The 26,678-nt window shown below is 39.9% G+C and carries 22 protein-coding genes and 1 pseudogene; 6 read left to right on the plus strand and 17 right to left on the minus strand.

Annotation, left to right across the window (positions count from 1 at the left end):
* Window positions 1-2: 2 nt before the first annotated feature.
* The 5 genes from rplK to I2E21_RS02705 all read right to left on the minus strand — a co-directional run bounded on the left by rplK (window position 3) and on the right by I2E21_RS02705 (window position 2,488).
* A complete protein-coding gene (gene rplK / locus I2E21_RS02685) occupies window positions 3-428 on the minus strand; it encodes a 50S ribosomal protein L11 (protein WP_022235554.1) in 426 nt (141 codons plus the stop codon).
* A gap of 112 nt (window positions 429-540) precedes the next feature.
* Window positions 541-1,068 (minus strand): transcription termination/antitermination protein NusG, encoded by a 528-nt coding sequence (nusG, locus tag I2E21_RS02690; RefSeq protein WP_195410341.1) that lies wholly within the window; start codon window positions 1,066-1,068, stop codon window positions 541-543.
* Between the two features lie 37 nt (window positions 1,069-1,105).
* A complete protein-coding gene (gene secE, locus I2E21_RS02695) occupies window positions 1,106-1,384 on the minus strand; it encodes a preprotein translocase subunit SecE (RefSeq protein ID WP_022235556.1) in 279 nt (92 codons plus the stop codon).
* A gap of 12 nt (window positions 1,385-1,396) precedes the next feature.
* Entirely contained in the window at window positions 1,397-1,546 is a 150-nt protein-coding gene (gene rpmG / locus I2E21_RS02700; RefSeq protein ID WP_022235557.1) for a 50S ribosomal protein L33, read from the minus strand.
* Window positions 1,547-1,702: 156 nt separating this feature from the next.
* On the minus strand, window positions 1,703-2,488 hold the full coding sequence (locus I2E21_RS02705) for a hypothetical protein (RefSeq protein ID WP_195410342.1): 786 nt from the start codon (window positions 2,486-2,488) through the stop codon (window positions 1,703-1,705).
* 179 nt (window positions 2,489-2,667) lie between these two features.
* Here I2E21_RS02705 and murI point away from each other — a divergent pair, with 179 nt between their 5' ends.
* From murI to argS, 3 genes are read left to right on the plus strand one after another with little or no spacing between them, the layout of a single operon-like run.
* Entirely contained in the window at window positions 2,668-3,486 is an 819-nt protein-coding gene (gene murI / locus I2E21_RS02710) for a glutamate racemase (RefSeq protein WP_195410343.1), read from the plus strand.
* 15 nt (window positions 3,487-3,501) lie between these two features.
* Window positions 3,502-3,963: a DUF1934 domain-containing protein gene (locus tag I2E21_RS02715; RefSeq protein WP_195410344.1), complete on the plus strand. Its 462-nt coding sequence runs from the start codon at window positions 3,502-3,504 to the stop codon at window positions 3,961-3,963.
* On the plus strand, window positions 3,947-5,683 hold the full coding sequence (gene argS / locus I2E21_RS02720; RefSeq protein WP_195410345.1) for an arginine--tRNA ligase: 1,737 nt from the start codon (window positions 3,947-3,949) through the stop codon (window positions 5,681-5,683). Before I2E21_RS02715 ends, argS begins: the two co-directional genes overlap by 17 nt.
* Window positions 5,684-6,023: 340 nt before the next feature.
* Here the strand turns inward: argS and I2E21_RS02725 are convergent.
* A pseudogene (locus I2E21_RS02725) lies at window positions 6,024-6,515 on the minus strand (transposase); the annotation flags it as partial.
* A 294-nt stretch (window positions 6,516-6,809) separates the two neighbouring features.
* On the opposite strand from I2E21_RS02725, the gene I2E21_RS02730 reads away from it, so the two are divergent.
* Entirely contained in the window at window positions 6,810-7,763 is a 954-nt protein-coding gene (locus tag I2E21_RS02730; protein WP_195410346.1) for a DUF6591 domain-containing protein, read from the plus strand.
* Between the two features lie 566 nt (window positions 7,764-8,329).
* On the opposite strand, the gene I2E21_RS12430 is transcribed toward I2E21_RS02730, so the two are convergent.
* The 6 genes from I2E21_RS12430 to I2E21_RS02760 all read right to left on the minus strand — a co-directional run bounded on the left by I2E21_RS12430 (window position 8,330) and on the right by I2E21_RS02760 (window position 16,287).
* Window positions 8,330-10,630 carry a CDP-glycerol glycerophosphotransferase family protein gene (locus tag I2E21_RS12430; RefSeq protein WP_195410347.1) on the minus strand — a complete coding sequence of 767 codons (2,301 nt, stop codon included), beginning with the start codon at window positions 10,628-10,630 and terminating at the stop codon, window positions 8,330-8,332.
* 78 nt (window positions 10,631-10,708) lie between these two features.
* Complete coding sequence (locus I2E21_RS02740) at window positions 10,709-11,719, minus strand: stealth family protein (protein ID WP_195410348.1); 1,011 nt, start codon at window positions 11,717-11,719, stop codon at window positions 10,709-10,711.
* Window positions 11,720-11,726: 7 nt separating this feature from the next.
* Complete coding sequence (locus tag I2E21_RS02745; RefSeq protein WP_195410349.1) at window positions 11,727-12,929, minus strand: CDP-glycerol glycerophosphotransferase family protein; 1,203 nt, start codon at window positions 12,927-12,929, stop codon at window positions 11,727-11,729.
* 10 nt (window positions 12,930-12,939) lie between these two features.
* The gene (locus tag I2E21_RS02750; RefSeq protein WP_022235570.1) at window positions 12,940-13,671 is read right to left on the minus strand and encodes an ABC transporter ATP-binding protein; all 732 of its coding nucleotides are present in this window, start codon (window positions 13,669-13,671) and stop codon (window positions 12,940-12,942) included.
* A 2-nt stretch (window positions 13,672-13,673) separates the two neighbouring features.
* Entirely contained in the window at window positions 13,674-14,456 is a 783-nt protein-coding gene (locus I2E21_RS02755; RefSeq protein ID WP_186936027.1) for a polysaccharide ABC transporter, read from the minus strand.
* A gap of 352 nt (window positions 14,457-14,808) precedes the next feature.
* A complete protein-coding gene (locus tag I2E21_RS02760; RefSeq protein ID WP_195410350.1) occupies window positions 14,809-16,287 on the minus strand; it encodes a DUF1720 domain-containing protein in 1,479 nt (492 codons plus the stop codon).
* A gap of 223 nt (window positions 16,288-16,510) precedes the next feature.
* Between I2E21_RS02760 and I2E21_RS02765 the strand changes: the two genes are divergently transcribed.
* Window positions 16,511-18,052, plus strand: a complete 1,542-nt coding sequence (locus tag I2E21_RS02765; RefSeq protein ID WP_195410351.1) for a 4Fe-4S dicluster domain-containing protein — start codon at window positions 16,511-16,513, stop codon at window positions 18,050-18,052.
* A 604-nt stretch (window positions 18,053-18,656) separates the two neighbouring features.
* Here I2E21_RS02765 and I2E21_RS02770 read toward each other — a convergent pair.
* Complete coding sequence (locus I2E21_RS02770; RefSeq protein ID WP_195410352.1) at window positions 18,657-19,334, minus strand: DUF1361 domain-containing protein; 678 nt, start codon at window positions 19,332-19,334, stop codon at window positions 18,657-18,659.
* Window positions 19,335-19,481: 147 nt separating this feature from the next.
* On the opposite strand from I2E21_RS02770, the gene I2E21_RS12525 reads away from it, so the two are divergent.
* Window positions 19,482-20,270 carry a YdcF family protein gene (locus I2E21_RS12525; protein WP_195410353.1) on the plus strand — a complete coding sequence of 263 codons (789 nt, stop codon included), beginning with the start codon at window positions 19,482-19,484 and terminating at the stop codon, window positions 20,268-20,270.
* Here the strand turns inward: I2E21_RS12525 and I2E21_RS02780 are convergent.
* From I2E21_RS02780 to mfd, 4 genes are all read right to left on the minus strand, one after another.
* Entirely contained in the window at window positions 20,215-20,448 is a 234-nt protein-coding gene (locus I2E21_RS02780; protein ID WP_195410354.1) for a hypothetical protein, read from the minus strand. The two genes, I2E21_RS12525 and I2E21_RS02780, sit on opposite strands and share 56 nt — an antisense overlap.
* A 517-nt stretch (window positions 20,449-20,965) precedes the next feature.
* Entirely contained in the window at window positions 20,966-21,712 is a 747-nt protein-coding gene (locus tag I2E21_RS02785; protein ID WP_195410355.1) for a hypothetical protein, read from the minus strand.
* 101 nt (window positions 21,713-21,813) lie between these two features.
* Window positions 21,814-23,013 (minus strand): hypothetical protein, encoded by a 1,200-nt coding sequence (locus tag I2E21_RS02790; RefSeq protein ID WP_195410356.1) that lies wholly within the window; start codon window positions 23,011-23,013, stop codon window positions 21,814-21,816.
* A 140-nt stretch (window positions 23,014-23,153) separates the two neighbouring features.
* Entirely contained in the window at window positions 23,154-26,600 is a 3,447-nt protein-coding gene (gene mfd, locus I2E21_RS02795) for a transcription-repair coupling factor (protein WP_195410357.1), read from the minus strand.
* Between the last annotated feature and the right edge of the window lie 78 nt (window positions 26,601-26,678).

Raw genomic sequence — 26,678 nt, forward strand, 5'->3', positions numbered from 1 at the left:
AATTAGTCAACTACTGTAATACCCATGCTTCTTGCAGTACCTGCAACCATGCTGATTGCAGCTTCAAGAGAACCTGCGTTAAGGTCCGGCATTTTCTGCTCTGCGATCTTTGTGATCTGCTCACGAGTAATCTGAGCTACCTTTGTCTTGTTTGGTACGCCAGAACCACTCTCAATGCCGCAAGCCTTCTTAAGAAGAACTGCTGCCGGTGGAGTTTTAGTAACGAAAGTGAATGAACGGTCTGCATAAACTGTGATAACAACAGGGATAATAAGACCTATGTCATTCTTTGTGCGCTCGTTAAAATCCTTTGTGAACGCAACGATATTTACGCCGTGCTGACCAAGAGCAGGTCCAACAGGCGGAGCCGGAGTAGCCTTTCCGGCAGGTATCTGTAACTTAATTAAGCCAACTACCTTCTGAGCCATTGTGTTTGCACCTCCAAAATTCGTGGTAAATTGCGGGACACCACTATGTAGGTTCCCTCCCACAGGGAACATTTTGTTCCCAATAATAAGCCGTAAGGCAAATTATCTGCGATTAATCCTCAAGCAGTTCAGCCTGACCTAACTCAAGCTCAACCGGAGTTTCTCGTCCGAACATTGAAACAATGACACGGACATAGTTTTTGTCAGGGTCGATTTCCTCAACCACACCGACAAAATCATCAAGGGGACCATCGATAATACGAACTGAATCGCCCACCGAGTAGTTCACCTTTACAGAGCGGGTTTCAACGCCCATTCTGTAAACCTCAGCATCTGTAAGTGGAACAGGTTTAGATCCCGGTCCTACAAATCCTGTGCATCCTCTGATATTTCGTACTACATACCACGTTTCATCAGTGTAAACCATCTTAACAAATACATAGCAAGGATAAATTTTATTTTCAACCTCTTTTGTTTTGTCGCCGACGGTTTCGGTTACGATTTCTGTAGGTACTTTAACATCAACAATCATATCCTGAAGATTTCTGTTCTCTGCAGTTGTCATTAAGTCAGCTGCTACCTTATTTTCGTAGCCGGAATAAGTATGCACTACATACCATTTTGCTTCTTGATCTGCCATTTACTTTCTTCCTTTCGTAAGTTAGTAATAACAGAGATTAAGCTGAAGTGTTCATAACTAAGCCGAGCAGAGCGAAAAGTCCTCTGTCAAGGCCGAAAATGAACAGTCCCACAACTACAATTACGCCGATAACAATACCGAAGTTCTTTGTAGTCTGCTTTGGTGAAGGCCAAGTAATTTTCTTGAGTTCACCCTTGCACGCACTGAGGTACTTAAAAAGCTTTTGAAAAACATTCTGTTTGTTTTTCTTAGCAGGTTTCTTGGCATCCGCTTTCTTAGCGTCAGCCTTTTTAGCTTCAACCTTTTTGTCAGCCATTTTAAACCTCCATTATTTTGTTTCCTTGTGCGGAGTGTGTTTCTTACAGAAACGGCAGTACTTGTTCATTTCAAGTCTGTCGGGACTGTTTTTCTTGTTTTTCATTGTGTTGTAATTACGCTGTTTGCACTCTGTGCAGGCCAATGTGATTTTAACTCTCATAACGGCACCTCCCGGTTTTTTCGGAATATTTTAGCCTCCCTCAATAGGGCAGAAAAATAAAGCCCCTTTCAGAGGTATAACTATTCTATCATATACAAAACACTAAGTCAAGTGTTTTTTCGCAAAAAATCGCAGTATTTCTGCTTTTATATAAGATTAATCATTAAGTGTCGATGCTTTAGAAACATTCTTTTTCTTCGGCTTTTCGGGCTTAACCTTTTTGCCCTTGTATTTTCTTGCGGCTTTTGCGGCCTTTTTCAGGTCATCGCTTAAATACTCAAACACTTTGTTGAACTGCTCATCATCAAGTGCATTGAGCAATACTATGGTGATAATTGCGCGTGTGTCAACATCGCCGTTGTTGTACTGAAGATTAAAGATACCAACTAGTTTTTCAAGCTGCGGCTTTGTTGCTGATTTTACATAATCAACAATCTTCGGAGCAATCTTTTCTTTTGCGAAAGTTGCGCCTCTGAACGGAAAATATCCGTCCTCTTCGTACTTGATTTCCTCTTTAAGTTCAGGGAAAACAGCTACAAAGCGCTTTGCAAGGAACTTTGGATCCGCATTGCCGTCATCGTCCTTTTTCTTTTTCTGCTTAATCTGCTTTGCACGCTTAACGGCAACAGCGCCCGAAACGCCCTCAATAAAGTCGTTTGAAATACTCTCGACATCTTTCTGTGTGCTTTCTTCGTCAAGCATCCATGTGGCAAGAGTTTTCCACTCGTTATCAGGGCCTTCCTCTGTCATAGTACAGGTGCGCAGCACCATATGAGTTTTTTCTTTGTAATAAACTACCGAATAAGCAACATTTTCGCTTGTAAAAAGCGCTACAATTTCCTGCTTGTCGTCGGCCGCTACCTTTTGTCTTGTATATCCGGCAGGAGCAAGCTGAGCCTCAACCTTACCTGCAATATATTCAAAAGCATTTTTTATTTCCAAAGTCATACATCCTTTCTAAATGTATTCACCAATATATTATACAGTTAATATGTGCACTTGTCAATTACAGAAAAGGGCAACGGCACGCATTATTTTTTTGTTTTAACTTGAAACCGATGCCTTTATATGTTATTATTAAGAGGTATAATTTTATGCAATAACGAAAAGAAGGTTTTAATATGTCTTCAGCTAATGCCATCGGTGTGTTTGACTCCGGGCTTGGAGGATTGAGTGCGGTAAGAGAATTTCTGCACATTCTTCCAAATGAAAATATAATATACTTCGGCGATACGGGCAGAGTTCCCTACGGAAACCGAAGCCGAGAAATCATTACAAAATATGCTTTTCAGGATACAAATTTTTTGCTTGAGAATAATGTAAAAATGATTGTTGCCGCCTGCGGTACGGTTAGTTCTGTTGCAGGCAAAAAGCTCGAAAGCAACCTGCCTGTTCCTTACACAGGCGTTATAAATCCGACTGCCTTTGCTACTGCAAAAAAGACAAAAACAGGCAGAATCGGCGTTATAGCCACAGCCGCTACAATAAGCACACATAACTACAAGGCTCGTCTTGAAAAGTTAAATCCCGAATTTAAGGTATTTGAAAAGGCTTGCCCTCTCTTTGTTCCGCTTGTGGAAAACGGATTTATACATAAAGACGATCAGATTGTTCGCCTCACAATAAAGCATTACCTTACGGAGCTTGTGGAAAATGATATTGACACACTCATTTTGGGCTGTACTCATTATCCGTTGCTTGCAGATGCGATTTCAAGCGTAATCGGCAACAGCATTGAGCTTATTGACTCCGGCTACGAAACCGCTTTATACACCAAAAAGGTGCTCGGAGAAAATAATCTTCTCAACAACAGCACCGAGCAAGGCGCTTCATCATTCTTTGTAAGCGACACTCCCGAGGGCTTTGAAAGCGTTGCGGAGTTATTCCTTGGCAAAAATATGGAGCACACAGTAACTCAGATAAACATTGAGAAATACTGATAATCGGAGGAATTTATGGAAAAAGATAAAAATCCCTATATGATTTCGATTGTCGGCGAACAGCAAGTTGACGGTCAGGACGACCGCATAGAGGTGCTTACCGAGGGCAAATATATGATGAAAAACGGTCATTTCTTTATAAATTACAAGGAATATGACGAGGATTTGCCCGATAAGTTTTTTAACAACCTTGTCAAGGTGGAGGACGAAACCGTTACGATTTCACGCAAAGGACCGTTAAGTTCTCAACTTATACTTGAAAAAGGCAAAAGACATCAGTGTATGTACCAAACCATTGCGGGCACGCTTTCAATCGGTGTGTTTACAAAAACGCTGAACAACAATCTTAACGAAAACGGTGGTTCACTTGAGGTTATCTACACTCTTGACTTCAACTCGGACCTTGTGAGTGAAAACCGATTTAAAATAGACATTGAAAAGAAGAAAGAGGTAGAAAACAATGAACATTTATGCTGAAGCAATCGGCAAGCTTAAACTTGCAATTAATTCTGCCATTGAAAAGGCAATTTCAGAGGGTAACCTGCCACAGGCAGAATTACCCGATTTTATTATAGAAACACCTGCCGACAGATCACACGGCGACTTTGCAACAAATGCCGCTATGGCTGGCGCAAAGGCTTTCCGTATGCCTCCTTTTAAAATTGCACAGGCTATCACATCACACCTCGACCTTGAGGGTACAATGTGCGAAAGATTTGAAACCGCAGGTCCGGGATTCATCAACTTTTTCCTCGGTTCAAAATTTTATTCCGCAGTAGTAAACAGCGTACTTGAAAATCCGGAAACCTACGGCAATTCGGATTTTGGCAAGGGCGAAAAGGTAATGGTAGAGTTCGTATCCGCAAACCCTACAGGCCCTATGCATATGGGTAACGCAAGAGGCGGCGCACTCGGCGACTGTCTTGCCGCTGTTCTTGATAAGGCAGGCTACAATGTATGGCGTGAATTTTATGTAAACGACGCAGGCAATCAGATTGAAAAGTTCGGCTGCTCACTCGAGGCCCGTTATCTTCAAATTTTTAAGGGTGACGAAATCGTATTCCCCGAGGACGGTTATCAGGGCGCAGATATCACAGAGCTTGCGCAGGAGTACGCCGACATTAACGGCGACAGCCTTGTAAATGTATCGGCTGAGGAGCGCAAAAAGGCTCTTGTAGACTTTGCTCTTCCTAAGAACATCAGCAAAATGCAGAGCGATATGGCAAAATACAACATTACCTATGACAAGTGGTTCTTTGAGAGTGAACTTCATAAGAGCGGCGCTGTAAAGGCGGTTGTTGACACACTCACGGAAAAAGGACTTACATATGAGCAGGACGGCGCTGTATGGTACAAGAACAAGCAGGTACTTACAGAAAAACTCTTAAAGCAGGGCAAAACTCAAAAATACATTGACAATCTTGAATTAAAAGACGATGTACTCATCCGTCAGAACGGCAACCCTACTTACTTTACAGCCGACATTGCTTATCACAAAAATAAATTTGACAGAGGTTTTACAACTCTTATTGATATATGGGGCGCAGACCACCACGGTCATGTAATGCGTATGAAAGGTGCAATGGACGCTATCGGCTATGACGGCGACAAACTCAATGTTGTGCTTATGCAGCTTGTAAAACTCGTTAAGAACGGCGAAATCGTAAGAATGAGCAAGCGTACAGGTAAAGCAATTCAGCTTGGCGACCTCCTTGAGGAAGTACCTGTTGACAGCGCAAGATTCTTATTCAACACCCGTGAGGCAAATACACAGATGGACTTTGACCTTGACCTTGCGGTTGCACAGGACAACCAGAACCCTGTATATTATGTTCAGTATGCACACGCAAGAATTTGCAGTATCATAAAGGCGCTTGCAAAAGACGGAATTAACCCACGCAAATGTACAGATGCGGAGCTTGCACTTCTCACAGCGCCCGAAGAAAAGGAGCTTATCCACCACCTCGCATCATATACAAATGAGATTGAGAGTGCGGCTAAGGACTATGACCCAACCAAGATTACCCGCTATGTAACACAGCTTGCAACACTTTTCCACAAGTTCTACAATGCCTGCCGTGTTAAAGGCGAAGACGAGGCACTCACACAGGCAAGACTTGCACTTTGCGAAAGCGTAAAGGTTGTAATCAAGAATGTTCTTACAATGTTCAACATCTCTTGCCCGGAGAGTATGTAATTTTATAATTGATACCGATAAAATAAGAAAATCTCCTTAGAACTAATTTTAGAATTAATTTTTATAAGCCGGTTCTTTATCAACAATTGGGCTAAATTATGGTTTAGCATAATGCTTTGCCAAGCAATTATAAAAGTTTGGTCGACCTTTTTTTAATTATTTGGCTTAAATCGTGTGCTAAGCCATAATCCAAAGATTTAAGTTTTATCAATCAAATAAGTTTTTTTATTTTCTTAGTGTATGCTGACAGCATACACTTTTTTATTTTTATTTTTATATAATAATGTCAACGGATTTACATTAAGGAGTCCTGCAAATAAAAGTCAAGCCATAAAATGAAAACATCATCTAATTTGATATTGGAAACAGTCAGGCAATTTTGCGCACGGTTTTTCTCACCGACAATAAAATTAGTTAGCTTGTTTCGATAACGGGTTAAATCCCTTAACTGACGAATATCAGCCGGAGGAATAAAGCTACCGTTAATTAAATCATGCTTAAAAAGGTCAGCAATCCATTTGGCATCCCTTTTGTCAGTTTTCTTTCCCTTAATTGCTTTAACATATTTGGGGTGAGTCAAAACAATATTGCAGGACAATTCAAGAGTGTTGTAAACAGGAATCCAATATTTGCCCGTGGATTCCATACAAACATCCTTACAATCATTCTCTTTGAGCCAAGTTGCACATCGTTTCAGTTGATTAGTAAAAGTCGAAAAACGATTGCTTTTGTAGGTGGTAATACCCTTGTTGTCGGTAGTTGCAATGCAACAATAGATAAAGGTTTTGTGGACATCTATTCCACAGCAAACAGGATAAACGATTTTTAACACAACACATCCCTCAAAATTAATATTTTGAGGAAACAAACAGGAACTGGATGCTCACTGAAAGATTGAGTAGTATATCTCTCCAAAGATAAGTTTACAGGGTTCAATGCCCTAATTAATTGTGCTTGAAAGAGCATCAGACACACATAAATATTCAGTTCAGTATACGCTGAGCCTACTCACCTCTTCGTGCACTGTAGTGTGTTTGCTTTCTCAAGTACATTCTAACAATTTTTACATAGCTTTACTACAAGTTGCTTTCATTTATTTTTGCGCCTTGTAGCAAGGCGGAAAGGAATGGTCATAATTATGAAAAATACCGTTAAGAAAAATTTATGTACATTTATAGCTGTTATTGTTGCGGCGTCTGCTACAATAGTTTTTGCCGGATGCTCCGACAATGGAGCACCGCAGGCTTCGACAGGCAGTGAGGGCGTTGCAAGTCAAACAAGCGATGATGCATCTGCTGTATCACAGACAAAACAACCGGCAAAGAAGAGAGAAACAATTAAAATTGATGATATTGCATGGAATGTGGATCAAGGAATTGTTGACGGTGAAAAATATGTTCTTTTAGACTATACAAACAATTCAAAATATACAGTTACGGATTTTGAAATGACATTTAAAGAAAAAGGCTCGGTAACGGAAGAGGACAAGGAAAATTTCTACAACGAGATTAAAGATAAATTTTCAATGAGTGATGATGATATTTCCGAATTAAAACAAAGGGATATTTCTATGCACGCAGAAACCGAAAAAATTGTTGAACCCGGAGAATCCGCAAAAAATATAAACTGCTATTATTACAGCGGTATTTATTATTTAAAAGACATAAATCACTTTAATTTGGTTGAACCCGATGTTGCTACCATAAAATACATTAATGACAATAAAATCTACACTTCATATTATGATTTCAGCACTAAAAAATATTCAGAAGATGAAAATACCGAAGAGGCATATTATTGGACCACATCGGAACTCGGCACAAAAATTCCTAAGCCTGATGTAAAGGTGGTAAAGAAATCCATAGATAATGAAGATTCTTTTGGATTTGAGGCTTACGGTTTATCTTTAGACCAATTTAACGAATATGTTGACAAATGCAAGCAACTCGGCTTTACCGTTGACGAAAGCAGTTATGAGGGCTATTATTCCGCAGATGATAAAGACGGCTATAATGTATATCTTTCATACAAAGAAGATGACGATTATATGACCGTAACCATTGATGCTCCGTCAGAATAAACAATACACTAAAAGGAATCTTGTACAAGGTTCCTTTTTTTAATTATGTTAATTTTATATTTCAAATTATGGTTTATCGCACTGTTGAAGCTAAATAATTTAAAAATTTAGGTCACGCCTTTTTAAAGGCTTGCGGGTTTGGGCAGAGCCCATAATATCTTATGTTATAACAAATTATTATGCACTGACTGCTTGCTGTCAGTGTGCGTGAAAGAAAGTTTAACAAAACAGGCGGCAACCATATAAACAAAAACAGTCAACGCATTGCGCTGACTATGAAATAAAGTATATTTTCTTTAGTTGCTATCGCAAAGCCTTTCGCCGTTGTGTTCAAGCCGCCAAACAGCGAGCTGTTTGGCTATCGTTAGATTGCATAAACGGAAAGTATTTGTGGGCTTTGCCCACACCCACGACCTTTGAAAAGGTCGACCAAACTTTTATAATTGCTTTTCTGATTTGTTCCGCTAAACCATAAATTACCCCAACTTTTGATAAAGAACCTTATTTCAATCAAAAACGGCAACACTTGTGAATTTAATTTCAAAGTGCTGCCGTTTAATTATTAATTATTTTTCAAGAAAATCAACAAATTTCTCGCCGAGAACCTCTCTTGAATATACCTTACTGATTTTATCATAGTTACTTCTGAGTTGGTCATCTGTAACCTGTGGGAACTTACGAATCTTATCGAGCAAGTCCTCATATGAAGTATAGATACAACCGTCAATGCCGTTAAGAACTTCCCTTGAACCTGTGTTCTCTGTACAATAAACCATCTTTCCGTTAAGGATAGCCTCAATATACGGCATACCGAATGAATGGTTGAGAGTAAAGTCAACAACCGCATCGTGATTTTTCATCTGATTTTTCGGATTAGAAGTTTCGCCGCAATAACAAATATAATCTTCAACCTCGTTATCAAAAATCTTATCGAGAAATTCGTTAAGATAGTCGCCCGTACCGTAAACATCAATTACAATGTCATCAACATTCTGCTCTTTAAGATACTTGGCAAAGCCGATAAGATTGTTAATGTCAGCCTCACGCTCATGGCTGATTCTGAGCAAATACATACCGAGGAAGTAATCACGCTCCGGCACATCAACTTTCTTTTTATTATCGTCCTCTTCTTCCGCTCCTATGTCCTCTCTTGCCACACTTCGGCTTGACTCAAGAGTATTGCCGAGCACGATATAATCCTTATAGTTTTTAAAATTAAATTTATCAAGGTAAAGCTGACGGTTTTCTTCACTTACAAATACAGCCTTGCCGATGTCGATTTTCTCCATTTTATTAACAATGTCGGGGAAAAGCTCATTTACAAGTGCGGCTGTACAATGGAAGAAATAGATTTTCTCCTCAATTTTCTCCGATGTAGCGTCATTAAGGAAAAGGTGGAGAGATTCTCTTGTTGAAATTACAGTCTTACTGTTTATATTCTCAAGTTTCTTTCTCATTGCCATACCTGCATACGGAGAAAGATTCTGTCTGCTGCAATCGCAGTCAAGGTGACCGTAAAGCCCTTTCCATCTAAAGAAGCCACGCTTTAAAAGTTCAATCTTTCTGCGTGAATTTGCCTTATACAATGCTGTAAGCTGCAATCCGTAAGGCATTTCCTTTGGCTTTGCGGTGCACTTTAGCGACAAAAGCTCTACAAGATAGTTTTTCTCAAGCAAAGCCTCCGCAAGCGAACGGGTAGCAAAAACCGTACCGCCTACACCGTAGAAGTTATAGCCGAGGAATGTTACCTTATTCTTCTGAATTGCAGAAAATTCCTCATACATTCTGTCAATATGAGCACCGCTCTCAATAAAGTCATAGTCAATCTCTTCCGGAAGTCTTGACTTAAAGAACGGATTTATCGTATAGGTTTCGTCGGCAATAGCGTCAACAAGCTGTCTTGCTTTTGTGTAAGAGCACTGCTCAAGCTCCTCTACCTCGCAGTAAAGGTTACGCTTTGCAAGGTAATTCTTCAAATCAGGCTGATACAAAATTACAGGCTTATTGAGCACCGTAAAGTCAAAGCCTACCGAAGAATAGTCTGTAATGAGAACATCATTTTTCGCAAGTTCGTCAAGCACATCTGTTTTGTGCGAATGAATAAACTTGATTCTGTCTGTCTTTGCACATTCCTTGAATTCTTCGATTTTCTCTTCATCAAAAAATTGGTGCAAACAAACCGTAAAAACGGAATTTGTTTTATCAAGATAATCGGCAAGTTTTTGGCTTGAAAGCACACCCTTAATCTGATGCATAAGCATCTGTGTCATATAGTTGTCGCCAAGGTACTCTCTCCATGTCATAAACCAAAGTATATTCTTGCCGTTCTGCGGCTGTGCATGGTATGCCTTGTGGCGCTTTACAAGCTCAATGTAGCGTGGCGGATAAATTCCGTAGTAAAGCTGATAATCTTTGAATTTATTGTAATCCATAAGAGTGGGCTTAATGTTCTTGTTGTAATACAAAAAACGAAACATATTATTATTGTAGCCATAGCCCTTATATTCAATAGCTTTAATGCCAAGCGTGCCGTGCTGTAAGTAAATAAGAGGCTTTTCTATGAAAAAGTCTGTCTTAAAAAAACCAAGCTTTGTAGGAGTAATATCCTTGTAACTCAAAGAAACAAAGTACATATCGGCATTTAAGTAAATCTTAAAATGCTTTACTGTGTTTTTCCAAACAACAAAACTCTTTTCTTTGTCAGAAAGAGAGGCGTAGGTTTCTTTATTGGCGGCATTTTTTTCAAGCACAATGTACTTGTCTATACCGTCCCTGCGGCGTACTACCTGTTTCCAAAAATAATATGAGTTATTATTTGAGGTTGCGGCAAGATTTTCGCCAAACAGCCATATAAAATTTCTACCCATCAAATTACTCCTTTAGTATATGGTTTATGCCTCGGTAATTTTACCGAAACCGCAAAATGCAAATTAAATAAACTGAAATTACAGCTCAAAAGTTGATTTTTCAGGCAAAAGTTTTTCAAATGCATCAATGACGCCCTGCTTTTTCACCTCAAAATCCGTAGTTTCGGCTGTATCGTTAATACAAATCATATTATGCTTTTGTAAAGGAATATCCCTGCACAAATCGGGATAATTATACTCCTTGACATGATAGCAGTATGCAAAGCTGTCCCTGCGGACTGTATAATTGCCTGCCGCCAACTGCCAGAACTTCATAAGCCACTGGTTTACATTGCCTGTTTTTCTGAATTTATCCATACAGGTAGAATCCAGCGCATCGTATTCTTTTTTCCAAATTTCTTCAAAAGTCGCTTTCATAAAACTTGACGGAGTGTGCTGATAGTAAAAGCCCGGAAACCAATGCCACGGCAACAAAAGCGTCGTTTTTAAATGATTTTTCATTCCGTTCTTACCGCTATACCACTTTTTCCAGTCACGCTTAAAGACTTTTTCCTTATCGAAATGGTCGTTAATGATAGAAACATCCGCACCGTTAAAGAAACCTGCGCTGTCCTTATTAAAACAAATGCAGTCAAGCGCAAATGTGTCGCAAGGCATACCGTCTTTGAAAAAGTCCTCCGGTTTAGTCGGTGCGGTAATAAACATATCGTCATTAAAATACACAAACTGTTCCGAAAGTCCCTTTATACGGTGCAAATTAAGCTCAATAGTATGTGAATTAAAGGTAGGAAGATACTTTGACGGAATGTAATCTTTATGATTTACAATGTTAAGTTTTGGGTTTGTTGTATCAAGCCACTTCGGCAGATGTCCCCAGGTGACAAAGTGAATTTTATTTACCCAAGGGGCAAACTTTTCCACACCTCTGAACCAATACTGCAAGTTGTCCCAATCTCTGAAACGAACTTCACTGTTGGCATTGGTGACCGTTTTGCCGTCATACTTGGCTTTTTCCGCCTGCCACTGCTTATCGTTGCCGTCAACCCAAATTATTACAAAATCAATCGGGTTTGTGTTTTTCTCTTCCATACATACCTCACGGCCATCTTTCTTTGACAGCCTCGTAATTTCTCTTTGAATTTTCCGTATCGTACAAGTCAAAAAATTCCTTGTGTCTGTTTAAATAAAGCTCTGTGTTCGCAAACGAACGCTGTGCCATCTGCTCTATATAGTTCATAAGTCCCTGTTCTTCGTTATAAACAGGGCCAAATCCGTCCTCGGTATAGTCAAAATAACCTTTACCGTAGTGCTGCTCCGAAAATCTTTCATAATCAAACTGAAAATACGCAAGCGGCTTTTTCATATAAGCAAAGTCAATCTGCACGCTTGAGTAATCGGTAATCATAAATGCCGAGCTTTTCATAAGCTCCTGCACGGTATATTCGGGATATTTGCAGATTGTAAGGTACGGATTGCTCTTTGAAAAGCAGTCGATAAATCTCTGCATATCCCTGTGCGGGTAAAACATAACAGTACAGCCGTACTTTTCGCAAATTTCTTCAAGTCGTTTGCTGTTGATTATTTTACTCCAATTTTTAAAATAATCGCTCTCGCAAAAAGCCTTTTTATCATCTTCAATGCTTTTTGAAAGTGCGTCTGTACCGATCCAGTCACGCCATGTCGGCATAATAAGTATCTGATTCGGCACTGTTTTAAAATCGTGAAGCTTGTCCCAGCGGGGAAGTCCGAGTAATTTTACAGTGCCCTCGGGATAACCGTAATTATTGTTTACATACTCCCATTCCCTGTATGTGCTGGTGACAAACATACTCATTTTTGTGTTTTTATAATAAAGAAAATCAATATTTGTAAGAATTACCCCATGTTGTAAAAACACACGGCTGTTGCGCAAAATTCCGTAAACCTCAAGCAGATAGCATACGGCATAATTCGGCTTTCCGCCCTTTTGAGAACTGATGTTTACCTTTGCGGTAAGATATAAAATCCAGTGAGCAAAACTGCCGTACTTTACGGTTTTGCCGGTTTTTTTGACATTTTCGTAATCAACGCTGTTTTTATACACCGCATAAACGCAGTCCTGCTCGGGGTGATTTTTGCACACATATTCAAAAAAACAAAATCCGTTGTCCGTTGCCTCCACTCCGTTATCGCACACAAGCCATAAATCTTTTCTGAAAATTTTATACACGAGTGCAATCGGCAAGGCAAATATAAACAGAAAAATATGCAGTATATCTCTCGGTTTTACATCTTTGAGTTTTTCAAAAAATCTTGACATACCGCCACCGTTAAGACATAAACTCTTCGTACAAAGGAAGCACCTCTTCGGTAGTGCCCTGCATCTTTACTACGCCATCGTGCAGCCAAAGAATATTGTCGCAAAGCTTTCTGAGTGTGTCTGAGCTATGAGATACAATAACAACCGTTCTGTCTTTATTCATAATAAGGCTACGCATTTTTTCGTAGCTCTTCTTCTTAAACTTTGCGTCACCAACGCTCAAAACCTCGTCAATAAGCATAATTTCGGTTTCAAGAATAGCTGTAATTGAGAAAGCGAGCTTTGAATACATACCGCTTGAATATGTCTTTACAGGGCGGTCAATAAAGTCACCGAGTTCGGAAAATTCTATGATTTCGTCGAGTTTTTCTTCAATCTGCGGTCTTTCAAAGCCTAAAAGCATACCCGAAAGGAAAATATTTTCCCTGCCGCTTAATTTATTCTGAAAGCCTACGCCGATTGAAAGCAAGGAAATCGAATGACCGTGAAGGTCGATTTCGCCCTCATCAGGTGAAAAAATGCCTGCGATTGCCTTAAGAAGTGTAGATTTACCGCTGCCGTTTTTGCCGACAATACCCAAAATCTGACCCTTTTCAACCTCAAAAGAAACACCCTTTACAGCCTCAAAATACTCAATTTTCTTATTCTTTCTCGGTGCAAAAATAGACTTTAAAAGCGAAACCTTTTTAAAACATCTGTATTTAATTTTAACATTTCTGACTGAAATTGCTGATTCTCCCATAATTAAATCACCTTTACATAGCTGTTTTCGTGCTTATAAATCGTTCTGATGCCAATAACACTGATAACGATGCCAACAACAAACCACGCAAGCAATGCTACCCAGTGTGGATCCTGATTATAAATAAGCACTCGTCTTAAATCGCAGATAATAAGAGCTATCGGATTACATTTAATCAAAAGCTCACCCAAAATACCGTCAAGTTTATTTTCGATTGAATAGAAAATACCTGAAATGTAGAAACCAAGCTGCAAAACAATGGTAATTACATTGAGCAAGTCCTCAACAAATACACCGAAGTGGAGCATAATTGTACTGCAGGCAAATGTGATTACCACCAAAAGGGCCATAATCGGCAATGCCCAGAACATTCTCCAGCTTAAAGGCACTTGGTAAATAATCATAAGAAGAACCGTAAGAGCATAGGATACAAGCATCTTAAAACCGTAAACACCGATTTTTTCAAGAATAAATATGTGCTTAGGTATATAAACTTTCGTGACAATCATCTTTTTGGACTGCACGACTTTTACGCAGCTTTTAACAACCTTGCTGAAGAACTGCCAACAGTTAAGACCGATAAATACGAATACCGGGAAATACGGCTCGCCGCTCTTAAATACAAGGATTGCGATAAACGAATACACAAGCATAAAGAAGAACGGATCAAGAATCCACCACAGCCAGCTCAAGAAAGAGCCCGCTACTTCGGACTTAAGTTCCGCCTTTGAAGAAAATACCGTGTAGTTAAAGAATTTTTTGATGTCCTTAAAAAATCTGCTCATCTTTAATAACTCACTTCCAAATCATAAAATTTCATTCTGACACATAATAACCTATCTTGAATTATATCATTATACTGTCAATATTTCAAGTATTGTGTATTTTTCGTGTGACGAATTTTGAGAGCTTTTCTGCAATTTTTCTGTTAAAGAATTTGCATATTATACACATAATACTTACAATGTCTTAAAAAAAGAATTATTATACAAATTATACTTTACAATATTGTTACATTTAATTCGGCACAGAGTTTTTAACATAATTATAATATAACGTTAAAAACTCTGTGCCCGATTAAAAAATGACCGCAATCTTTATCGGATTTACGGTCATTTATTTTTTATTCAATTTACATTAATTATTGATATTTTCTTCAAGTTCGTCAACGCTTGTTTCTGTAATTACGGTGTTTCCGTTGTCAAACTTAAAGCTCATATTAAAATAATAATCGCTGTCTTTTCTGATAGCCGCTATGTATTTAAATGTAGTTGTTTTATCACTGTCAATCATTAAATTCAAACTTTGAGAATCATAATCACTGATAAAATATTTATAATTATCGCTTACAACCGCAATCGGAACAATATAATCGGAAGACAGTCCGTCATAAGGAACTATGTCCGCATCTGTGTCTTCAGACGCTGAAATTTCCTTTAAATATACTTTTTTGCCGCTGTTACTGAAATTATCGGCATTAACGGTAAATTCATATATCGCAAAGGTTTCCGTATCATAAGCAACGCTGTCGTCAAAATCGCTTTCATCTAATGTAGCGCCGCCCGTTTGCAGGTTACTGCCCTTAATATAGGTATCATAAATATATTTTGTGCTCGGCTTTGTTACATCAGTTATTTTTACAGTACCGAAATCGGTATCTGCCTCTTCAAATAAACTGCTGTAAATTTTATCGCAGTTCTTTGTAAAAACAACCTTGCCTTTACTATCGCCGCACTCATAATTATAGTTTATCTTCAAACTGCCGTCCTCTTTACGATTTGAATCACAGCGATATATGGTAAATGTGTCGCTTGTATGCGGCTTTATTGTGAGTTTATCGGGATTTCCGTCAACGCTGATATTTGTAAACGAATAATTCGTACTGCTGTCCTTGACGGTAACATTAAAATCATCGAAAGATATTGTGAAATCATCGTCTGTGGTATTTTCAACATAAAAATCAAACTTATACTCTTTCGGAGCATCATATGAGGATGTCATTGACTCTAACGAAAAAGAACCTGTTTGAATATCGGTCATTGTTATGCCGCCAAACAATGTTTCGGCTTTCTCTCCTACTTTGTATTGAGTAGAGTCAATTTTATCAACATCTGTGGGTTCCGACAGTTGTAAATCGAGACTGTTTACTATGGCAGACACTATTACAATTACCACACCTGCCAAAATTACTCCGCCGAGTATGCAGGCGGCAACAATTTTACCTGTTCTGCCGCTGTTCTTTTTAGGTACAGGCGATTGTGTGGGAATAGGCGCAACTCCGTTCTGCCCCTGTACGGGAACATTTACAAAACCGTTTGGTCTTTGCTGTGGAAAATAAGAAAAATTCGTCTGCTGTTGAGGCTGTGTACCCGAAAAATTACTTTGCTGCGGTTGAGCCTGTACATTTTGAAAATTATTCTGCTGTGCAGTGTTGGCATAATTTGTATTATTTTGGTTTTGCACTGCCGATGCAGAATTGTTTAAGGGTTGTTTGTTCTCAATATTTATATATGGGTTCTGTTTATTTTCGGTTTGTGGTGATTGTGATTTAAGCGAAGCTCCGCACATTGTGCAAAAGTTGCCCTCGCAATCAAATCCGCAGTTTGGACATTTCATAATAAAGTTCTCCTATATTTATGTTTATACACTGCTATAATAAATCAAAAATAAACAAAAGTCAATGCATTTTTAGAATATTTTGCTATTAAATTTACAAAATTGTTGTTGAAATATTTTAGCCGCTGTTGTATAATTTTATTGAAATGTATCGAATAAACTTGCAAAATAATTGAATTTTTGCATTAAACAGAAAAAATATGAAATAATGGGAGTTTTAATTATGAGAGGATTGTATTCTTCAAAGACTAAAATTCGTCAGCAGATATTTACCGAAGTTGCTCGTTTTGCGTACGAGGGCGGTGATTATTCTAAATTTGAAAGTCTGCCTTACAAAATTATCCCGGGCGAGATTTCCACTTACAGAGAAAGCGTTTTCCTTGAGCGTGCCATTGTAGGTGAAAGACTGCGCCTTGCCATGGGACTTAACCTGTTGTCGGCAGATGAACAAGCGCCTATTTCGACAGGCGTTGAAGAAAGTATGATTGACGAAAAGGTATATGAACCGCCGCTGATTAATATTATTAAGTTCGCTTGCCACAGCTGTCCCGAAAAGCGTGTGTTCGTAAGCAACGGCTGTCAAGGTTGTCTTGAACACCCTTGTACCGAGGTTTGCCCGAAAGGCGCTATCTCAATCGTGCACGGCAAATCTTTTATTGACGAAGAAAAATGCATTAAATGCGGCAAGTGCCAAAGTGCGTGCCCTTACAATGCAATTATAAAGCAGGAGCGCCCCTGCGCAGCCGCCTGCGGTATGAAAGCAATTCACAGCGATGAACACGGCAGAGCGGATATTGACTACAACAAATGCGTAAGCTGCGGAATGTGCCTTGTAAGCTGTCCGTTCAGCGCAATTGTTGACAAAAGCCAGATTTTCCAAACAATAAAGGCTTTACAGAGTGATACTCCCGTTTATGCCGCAGTTGCACCCGCCGTTGCAGGTCAGTTTGCAGGACTTCCCGCAACAAAAATAAGAAATGCGTTCAAGGCACTCGGCTTTGAAGATGTTGTAGAGGTTGCCGTGGGAGCCGATCTTTGCACTGTTGAAGAGGCAAAAGACTTTATGGAAGAAGTGCCTGCCAAACAGCCGTTTATGGCTACTTCGTGCTGTCCCGCATGGAGCGTTATGGCTAAAAAGACATTTCCCGACATTGCGTCTTACATTTCAATGGCTCTCACCCCTATGGTACTTACAGGCAGACTTACAAAGCAGGATCACCCGGGTTGCAGAGTAGTATTTATCGGCCCTTGTGCGGCTAAAAAGCTTGAGGCAAGCCGCAGAAGTATAAGAAGTGACATTGATTTTGTGCTCACTTTTGAAGAAGTGGCGGGAATGTTTGCCGCCAAAGAGGTAGATTTTGCGGCGCTTGAACCCGATGAAAAACCGCTTTCTTTCTCAAGTGCGGACGGCAGAGGTTTTGCCGTAAGCGGCGGTGTTGCAAAAGCGGTTGTAAATGCAATACACAGAATGAACCCCGAGCGTGAAGTAAAAATTGCAAACGCACAGGGACTTGACGAGTGTATGAAATTGTTAAGAATGGCGAAAGCAGGCAAATATAACGGATACCTACTTGAGGGTATGGCTTGTCCGGGCGGCTGTGTGGCAGGTGCAGGCACAATAAATGTACCCGAAAAATCTGCCGCAGAAAATCTGAAGAGTAAAAAGAGCAGTCCATTTGAAACCGCCTGCGAATCTCCGTATGTAGACATTTTGCCCGAACTTGAAAATCTCTACAATGAGTTTTCTCATAAAAATAATGAATGATTTTAAAGTTGGGTAAATTATGGTTTAGCAAATTGATTTGCCAATTAATTATAAAAGTTTGGTCGACCTTTCAAAGGTCGTGGGTGTGGGCAAAGCCCACAAATACTTTTCATTTACGCAATCTAACGATAGCCAAACAGCTCGCTGTTTGGCGGCTTGAACGCAACGGCGAAAGTCAATGCGAGAGCAATAAAAGAAAACATACTTAATCTTCATAGGCAACGCAATGCGTTGCCTATATTTTTGGCATTTCCGTTTATAATGGCTGTCGCCTGTTTTAACAAACTTAGTTTTAGCACGCAAACAGCGTGGCTGTTTGCGCCTGATAAATTGTTGTATCGGAAGATTTTATGGGCGCTGCCCAAACCCGCAATTTTTGAAAAAATTGAGTAAACTTTTTTGTTTTTGGGAGGATAATTTAGCGTTAGCTAAATTTCAATGCCCGACCGACACTCCGCTAAACCACAATTTATCAATATATCAAATATTCAGAACATAACATAAAAACTGCTGTTTGGGTTTGTCACTCAAACAGCAGTTTTTGTCGGTTATTTTAATAAATATAATTAACCGTAGTTTTTAAAAATTCTCAAAAAACCGTCTATCAATCGTGTTTTATTACAAATTTATCAAATGCATAATAAAGCACATACAGCATCGCCGTGGCTATACAGAATAAAGCTATAAAAATCGGTGAAAATTCCGACAGTGAGTTGAACGATTTTTCAATTAAGAAAATCGGGCGAACAATATCCCACGAATTTACTCTTGCATATCTACCGATATAAATTGCAAACGAACTGAGTAAAATCGTAATTGTACAAAAAGCAACACCCGTCGCCTTTCCGAAACGCTTATTTATTATTTTATGAATTATTCGCATTGACATCATTCCGAACAGCAGCCCGAGTATAACCGTAACCGTCAAGTTCAGCACCATAAGCCAAGCGGTCACATTCGTTCCGATTTTTTCATATTCAAGATAAGCGGACTCTTTAAAATAGCTTGTATATTTTAAATCCGTCATCATATACGGCGAATTTGGAAAGAATAATAACCACAAAAATCCAAATATTACAGCAGGAACAGCTTTTTTCTTACTGAAATAATGTTCGCACAGCATTGCCGCAAACAGCGGAATTACAGCAAGAATATCATTCCATACAATATACCACCAATGCGGTTCTTTGGCATAAAATGTATACATAGCCGTTGAAATTATTATAAATATAAAGGAAAAATAAGCAAACTTCGCTTTGTTTCCCGCAAATACAGACTTCATATTGTCACCGCCTTGCATAATAAGTTATTATATCACGCTTTCACTGCGGTATCAATAAAATTTTGCAAGCAAAGTTAAAAGTTATTGCCTTTTTGTGCTTTATATGCTAAAATAATTATAATTATTTACGAAAAGAGTTGATAAGCTGTGAAAAAAGAAAACAAAGCTTTTAAAATATTCAGAGTTATAATTACCTTAATTGCCATTGTATTTTTATTGTTGTTTGTATCGGGCGCTCTGTGGGGAATTGTCAATATCGGCAATCTTGTAGGCGGATTGCTGTGTGTGTGGCTGATTTTTGCATTCGGCACACGCAATAAATACAAATCATTAAAAGAAAAACTCAAGAAAAATATATTCGGCAAAATTGTTCTGTACGGCATCAATTTTTGCTTTACCGCACTTCTTTGCTACGGTTTGATTGTTACGGGTCTGATGACATTTGCCTGCATACAACAGCCAAAACAAAATGCAACCGCAATCGTACTTGGCGCTCAAGTTACCGAGAACGGCCCGAGTATGATGCTTACAGGCAGAATAAACAGCGCCGTTAGATATTTGCAGGAAAATCCTGATGCAAAAGCTGTACTTACAGGCGGACAGGGCAGTAATGAACCGATGAGTGAGGCACAGGCTATGTACAACTGCATTGTCGAGGCAGGGATTTCTCCGGACAGGCTTTATATAGAAGACAAAGCGGTAAATACAGGCGAAAATATTGCATTTTCCGAAGAAATAATTAAAGCAAACGGACTTAACGAAAACAAAGCTATAGTTACAGACGGCTTTCACCAGTTGAGGGCGCAGATAATTACAAAAAAACAGGGACTGAGCGGAAGTGTCGGCTCGGTAAATGCCGACACTTTCCCCGTTTTTATTCCTACATTTGCCGTCCGTGAATGGTTTGCACTGCCGAATCAGGTTCTATTTCGGTAGCCACAACCTCTGAAATATTTTCATTGGGCTGATATACCGCATTTCGCCTTGAATTGAGTTCATACGGATAAATTTCGTTATCGGTAACATCTACAATCGGTGAATGTTCAAAACCGTTGTTGCGTGACGGCAGTTCAATAGGATACCGCTCGTTGCGTTTGCTTTCTTTTTTATTCATAAAATTAACCACCTTTCCGGGTGGTTATATTTTTTGCGGATTTTTGTATTTTATGCTCACAGTTCTATTTTTTATGTTGAGATGAAAATTAAATTTAAAAATTATAAAAATTTGGTCGACCTTTTCAAAGGTCGTGGGTGTGGGCAAAGCCCACAAATACTTTCCGCTTATGCAAGCTAACGATAGCCGAACAGCTCACTGTTTGGCGGCTTGAACACAACGGCGTTAGTCTTTAAAAGCGATAGCAATAATAAAAGAAATTCGTTATTTCATTAAAAAATATAGGTTTTTTTAATGGCTACCGCCTGTTTTAACAAACTTAGTTTCAGCACGCAAACAGTCAAGCTGTTTGCGTCCGAGAAATTGTTATATTGAAAAATTTTATGGGCGCTGCCCAAACCCGCAAGCCTTTAAAAAGGCTTGACCTAAATTTTTAAGTCTATCTCTCAACTGTTATTTTACCCAAATTAAAGCAAAAATCCCGATAAAGTCGCACTTTATCGGGATAAAATTTTAATTAATGCTTAAATTTTGTACCGCCTTTTGATACATCCTGCTTTGGAAGTTCTACATCTGCGGTGTCAAATTTTCTCTTTTTGGTTTTGCCTGCTTTACCTGTTGCTAGAGCAAATTTGTATCTGCCACGGCTCTTTACTGTAGCAATAATAAAGTAAACAATACCTGCAACACTTAAAATCAAGCACACAATACCTGCATAAAGCATCCAATGTCCGTTATCGGATTTACTTGTGTTTTTCTTGATAAAGTTGAAATCATCGCCGTCGCTGTCGGTAAGAGATGCGTTTTTGAGATTTGCGGAAATATCGTTCCAATCGCTCTGTGAAAGCGTTTTATCGTCAATAGTATCTTTGCTTACAGAATACATCTGTGCAGGAGGCGCAGTGGTTTCGGGTACAGTATATGTTGACTGACCGCCGCCTACATATACATCGTCGCCGTCGCTGTAGTATGGCTTATCATCATAACTGTAAGTAGGCTCTTCATAATAAGGTTCTGTAGGCTCCGGTTCGGGCTCGGGAGCATATGTCGGTTCCGGCTCGGGAGCATATGTCGGTTCGGGTTCCGGTTCGTATGTCGGCTCCGGCTCGGGTTCCGGCTCATATGTCGGTTCCGGCTCGGGAGCAGGCTCGGTTTCAATAATTTCTCCGCCGCTTTCTTCGCCTTCAACCGCACTTACCGAAAAAGCAAATACAGAAAAACTGAGTGCAAGTACGGAAATTAAAGCAATTATTTTTCTTTTCATACTGTTGACTCCTTTCATATATTTAAAAGGTTATTAATCGGTTGAAAATATCTGCACTAAATGCCACACAAAGGCTGTGTGGCATTTTGATTTTTAAACTTTTACTTTGAAGAAGATGAACTTGAAGAACTTGAGCTTGAAGAACTTGAGCTTGCTGATGAGCTTTCAGGCTTTACAAAGTAAAGCTCAGGCTTGTACTGGTCGAGTACAGACTGGTTCTTTTCGCAATCTGTCTTTTGAGCAAGGTCATCAACATACTTTGCAAACTCGTCTTTTTTCATATCTGCAAGCAATTTGTTGCGCTGTGTTGAATCGTAAACATAGCTGTCAATGTCTGAGTTGATGTCACCCTTATAGATAAGGTAGTAAACCGCTGTATTGCCTGAACCTACCTTAACTGTCTTAGCCTCGTTCGCTTTCATTTCGCCGAGAGCTGTCTTAAGCTCATCGCCGAGTGAACTGCTTTTAAGGTTTTCTACAGCTGATGTTGACGGATCGTCTGTAAGTGAGTTAGCTGTCTTGTACTTATTTACAATATCGTCAAAAGAAGTACCGTTATTAAGTTCCTTTGCGTAACCGTCAAACTCGTCTGTAATCTTCTTTGCGTCTTCGTCGGAAAGCGCTGCATCTTTGCTGTTGTTTGACTCGTCGGTTGTTGACTCATAAAGATTTGCTTTTATGTACTTATAGTCTGTATAGTTTTCTGTAAAGTATGAAATAAATTCGTCATCCTTTACCTCTTTTGAACCGCCCTCACCGTAAAGCTTTTCAAATACTGCTGTGTATTTTGTGTTATAAAGTGTTGTGCAATATTCAAAGCTTTCAAAAGAAACACCGTAAGGCTCGTACTGGTCTTTATAAGGCATATAGTAGCCGTATGAAGCGTAAGGACCTACTGTCCAATATTCCTCGGCTGTTTTTTTAGCCGAATCTGCGGTAGCGCCGCTCATATCAATGCCGAGCTCCTCAACGAGGTTGTCAGTCACAATGTAATTAAGACACATTGTTTCTGCCTCGTTTTTGATCCAATCTCTTGCAATCGCCTTGTCGCCGTCATCGTCTGTAATCTCAAGGTCAAGCCATGAATCGGAAGCCTCGTCATATGAAGCAAGTTTCGACGCATAATTTTGAGCTTGTGAGTAAGCTGTTTTAAGCGAGTAGCTGTAAACGCCGATTGGCAATTCTACTTTATCTGTCCTGTAAGCCCATTCTGCATTAAGGCTGATTGGAGTGCAGCCAACCGCTGCAACAGCAATAATCAGTGCAAGCAACAATGAACCGATCTTTGCATATGGTTTCATAATATTTACCGTCCTTAAAAAATTCTATTTCACCCGTAAAATGACAGGGTGCGTACTTTATGATTATACACAAAAAAATTTGTATTGTCTATATATTTTCTAAAATTTATTGCTTTTTCGGCAAAATTTTCAGACAACTATCAGATTTTAAATACTTTTTTGAGCATATCAAGCGAAGAACCGCCGCCACATCTTATTGTAATGTACGGTTTGTTGCCCGCAGACAGCATTGCTCTGCCGTTGAGCCTTGAAAGAAGTTCTATAACCTTCGGCGATTTTATCTCTTTGACAAACAGTAAAACATTGGTATCCGTCTGCCTGATTTCGTAAATACCCATTGCGTTTGCACAGTTTCTTATAAGCGCAATATCAATAAGTCCGAGCACGGATTCGGGAATTTCGCCGAAACGGTCTTTGAGTTCGTCCTTAACATCAAGGCTGTCCTCTTTGTTGCGTATATCGGCGATTCTGCGATATACATCAAGTCGGAGAGTAAGGCTTTCTACATAGCTCTCCGGAATGTGCGCATTTACCGAAATATCAATAAGACAATCAAGGTCGGCAGACTGTGCGGCTTCGCCCTTTTCTTCGCTTACTGCCTCGCCCAACAGCTTAAGATACATATCGTATCCGACAGATTCCATATGTCCGTGCTGTTGAGCACCCATAATGTTTCCTGCGCCTCTTAATTCAAGATCTCGCATTGCGATTTTAAATCCGCTGCCAAATTCGGTAAATTCTCTGATAGCGGCAAGGCGCTTTTGCTGAATTTCTGTAAGCACTTTGTTTTTGCGGAATGTAAGATAAGCATAGGCTCTGCGGTTGCTTCTGCCTACTCGTCCTCTTAGCTGATGCAGCTGTGAAAGTCCCATTCTGTCCGCATTTTCTATAATTAGCGTATTTGCGTTCGGCAGGTCAACACCCGTTTCTATTATAGTGGTGCATACTAATACATTTACTTCCTGTTCAATCATCATTCGCCATACTTCGCTAAGTTCGTGCTCTTTCATTTTGCCGTGACCTATGGCTATTTTTGCCTCGGGCACAGCCTCAAGAATTCTTGAGGCACAGGATTCAATAGTCGCAACATCGTTATGCAGGTAGAAAACCTGTCCGCCTCTTCTCAGTTCCTTGCGGATAGCCTCGTTAATTACCGCATCGTCATGTTCAAGAACATAAGTCTGTACAGGCTGACGGTTTCGTGGCGCTTCCTCGATTACACTCATATCTCTTAAACCGCTCATTGCCATATTGAGAGTTCTTGGAATAGGTGTAGCCGAAAGAGTAAGAACATCAACATTTTTGCAAAGCTCCTTAAAGCGTTCCTTTTGTGCCACGCCAAAGCGCTGTTCCTCGTCAATGATTGCAAGTCCGAGGTCACGGAACTCCACATCTTTTTGCACAAGTCTGTGCGTGCCGACCACCAAATCTACCTCTCCACGCTTTAGCTTTTCTATAGTTTCTTTCTGTTGTTTTGCCGTTCTGAATCGTGACAGCAATTCAATTCTTATCGGATAGCCCTCAAAGCGCTTGCACACAGTCTGGTAATGCTGCCACGCAAGAATTGTTGTCGGGCAAAGCAATGCGCATTGTTTTGAATCCGCAACGCACTTAAATGCCGCTCGCAGTGCCACCTCTGTTTTGCCAAAACCTACATCACCGCACAAAAGTCTGTCCATCGGTGAGGTTTTCTGCATATCCGTCTTGATTTCATCACAGCACCTAAGCTGGTCGGGAGTTTCTTCGTATTCAAACTTAGCCTCAAAATCGTGCTGCCATTCGTTATCTTGTGAAAAAGCATAGCCCTTTGCTTTCATTCTTGCGGAATAAAGTGCAATAAGCTCCTTTGCAATGTCCTTTACAGATGCTTTTACTCTTGACTTTGCTTTCTGCCAATCCTGCGAGCCGAGCTTATTAAGCCTTACACGACTGTTTTCGGACGGGCCGATATATTTTGCAACCATATCAAGTTGAGTTACGGGCACATAAAGAACATCGCCCTTTGCATACTCAATCTTGATATAGTCTTTTACAATTCCGTGGGTATCAATTTTACGGATACCGCCGAAAATACCTATACCGTGAACGCTGTGTACCACATAATCGCCCTGCGAAAGCTCCGAAAGGCTGTAAACCTCCCGGCTGTCCTTTGATATTTTCTTTCTTGCTTTCTTTTTCGGCACATACGAAATATGCCCCTGTGTGATAATAAAGAATTTTTCGAGCGGATATTCAAAGCCTGCGCTCAAAGTACCGGGCAATACAAATAATGCGTTTTTCTTTATTTCCGACAACTTATCGGCATACTGTGCGGGAATACCGTCATTTCTAAGCGAATCACAAAGGTTTTTTGCCGCCTTGTCCGTTCCCGCAAGCACAACACCGCAGCTTTCTGCAGTGAGCATACCGTTTAAGTCCTCCTCAAGCTGTTTGTATGAACCGTTCCATACAGAAAGCTGTTTTGCGGAAAACGATACTATTTTTCTAAGCGGAATTGTTGTTGAACCGTGCACAAAGCCCTCAAGCATAACAATGCCGTGAGAAGTAAAAATATCAACACATTCCGCAAAAGTGAGTGAATACTTGTCAAGACCTCTGCAAAGAATGCCGTCCTCAAAGGCGGATTTTACGGTTTCTTCATTTCTGAAGTCCATTGCTCTGCCACGCTCTGAAATATTGTTAAACTCCGAAGTGAAAATCAAAGTATCTCTGTCGAGATAATCAAATAAGGTTTCGGCTTTATCATATAAAAGCGGAATAAACTTGTCGGTATTTGAAAGCATTGCGCCCGACCTGATGCTGTCCGCCTCCGAAAGCAGTGTTTCCTTAACCTGCGGAGCTTTTTTGCCTCGCACGCCTTTTGCAAGATTTTCTATTTTGTCGGCAAGCGCCGTTCTGTCCTCAATAATTACCTCCGCAGACGGCGAAAGACGGATTTCGCCTGCCTTTTCCCCTCTTCGCTGTGTATCAATATCAAAGAAAGAAAGGTCGGTGATTTCATCACCCCAAAATTCCGCACGAACAGGATTTTCGGCATCAGGCATAAAGAAATCGAGAATACCGCCTCTTACAGAAAACTGACCGCTGCCCTCTACCGCATCAAAACGCTCGTATCCGAGCAGGGTAAGTGTTCGTACGGCTTTTTCTATACTGATTTCAAGGCCTTCTTTTAAAGTCAGAACACAATCCCTCAAAAATTCCTTTGGCACTGTGAACTGCGACGCTGCATCAATACAGCTGACAACTACATCACATTCGCCGTCAATGAGTTTGAGCAGTACCTTAAGTCTTGCGTGTTCGTACTCTCTTGAGGCGCTCTGAATATCTCTGAAATTAAAATCACGCTCGGGGTAAAAATAAGCACGCATACCCATACTTGCAAGGTCATTGCAGATTGTCTGCGCCTCTCGCTCGTCGGAGGCAACACAAAAGGCTGTGGTGCTCTTGCGGCAACACAGCGAATAGATAATATGTGCCTTGTGAACGGCGGAAAGTCCCGTAGCGCAAACACTGCCGCCACGCACAACAGCTTTTTCGAGTGAGTTAAAAACCTCACTGTTTTTAAAAACATCAACTAAAAATTTCATAATTCATCTTGCTTTAATTTTTTGTTCACTTTTTATTTATCAAAAATTGGGATAATTACCGATTTTTTCAACATTGTT

The sequence above is a fragment of the Ruminococcus sp. BSD2780120874_150323_B10 genome, from assembly GCF_015553695.1.
Taxonomy (GTDB): Bacteria; Bacillota; Clostridia; order Oscillospirales; family Acutalibacteraceae; genus Ruminococcoides; species Ruminococcoides intestinale_A.